Below are 1,003 nucleotides of genomic sequence, written 5' to 3' on the forward strand. Positions count from 1 at the left end.
GCTACCTCACCCCGGCCGAGACCAGGCGGCGCCACCAGCACACCCTCGCGGCATAGAGATCGAGTGTCCAAGTTCACGGGGAAACTTCACGGCCGATGAACCTGACGCCCGACGACCTCGCTGCTGCCCTCTGAAGGGGCGAGGGGTTCTCCGCGGCGACGGCACGTCACCACGTGCTGGGAGACGGACCCTGGGCCTGGCAGGAACGACTCGATCGGGCGAACGTCTGACGGTCGACGCGGCGCACTCGGCGCTTAGGATCCGTACCCATGACAGAGATCCCCGATGAGTTGATCGAGCTGGAACAATCTGCAGAGGAGGAACGCGCTAAGCTCACCGACCTCAGCAGGGACGCCTACGACGCTCAGTTGCGACGGTGGCGCGAGGCGTCGTTAGCCTTACAGGCGGGCATCACAGCGCACGCCGCAGCCGCCGGCGTCAGCTGGTACGCGATCGAGCAAGCCGTGAGGCAGGCTGTGCTTCATCCCCAAGAGGGTCAGATCGTCGAATAGCCGGCTCGAACCCACCTCTGGGGGGACCAGTGCCAGCGCTCGCCGGCGTTGCGCTGCTTCTAGGCCTCCCGGTCGAAACACGGGGCCCTGCCACCCCTGTTGCCCCGCCCTAGCATGAAAGACCGCCGACAGCAACTGCCGGGCACATCCCGCTATGGAGCCCCGGCCCGGGCCCGCCACCGTATGCCGTCCATCAGCTGCCGCCGCGTCCACACCTGCAAACTGCCCGGCTTGATACCCCCGCGGCAGCAGCGGCTCAAGCCGGGCCCACCGCCCGTTCGTCAGATCCCCACGTCCCACCAGAGGTGATCACCAGCGAACGAGTTCAACTCTCGCAACAGAACCTATAGGCCATTCGACGGTCATGGTCGGATTGAGCGCGGCCTCCAGGGTGAGGGATGGCGTCCCGCTTCGTGGTGTAGCCGATCAGTGTTGGGGCGTGCGCCCCGGGGCGTGTGTCGATAGGGATTCCGCTCCCTGCCCGGCAGGCG

General features: G+C 66.8%; 1 protein-coding gene. It reads left to right on the plus strand.

All coding sequences use genetic code 11. The annotated features are described in order from the left end of the window. Positions 1-269 precede the first annotated feature (269 nt). On the plus strand, positions 270-512 hold the full coding sequence (locus tag ACZ7GZ_RS43555) for a hypothetical protein (protein ID WP_471033435.1): 243 nt from the start codon (positions 270-272) through the stop codon (positions 510-512). The last annotated feature ends 491 nt before the right edge of the window (positions 513-1,003 follow it).

Source organism: Streptomyces sp. NPDC037288, assembly GCF_055603265.1.

Excerpts from the sequence above, each read along its gene's own strand:
- ACZ7GZ_RS43555 (WP_471033435.1), top strand. The coding sequence starts at position 270 with ATGACAGAGATCCCCGATGAGTTGATCGAGCTGGAACAATCTGCAGAG.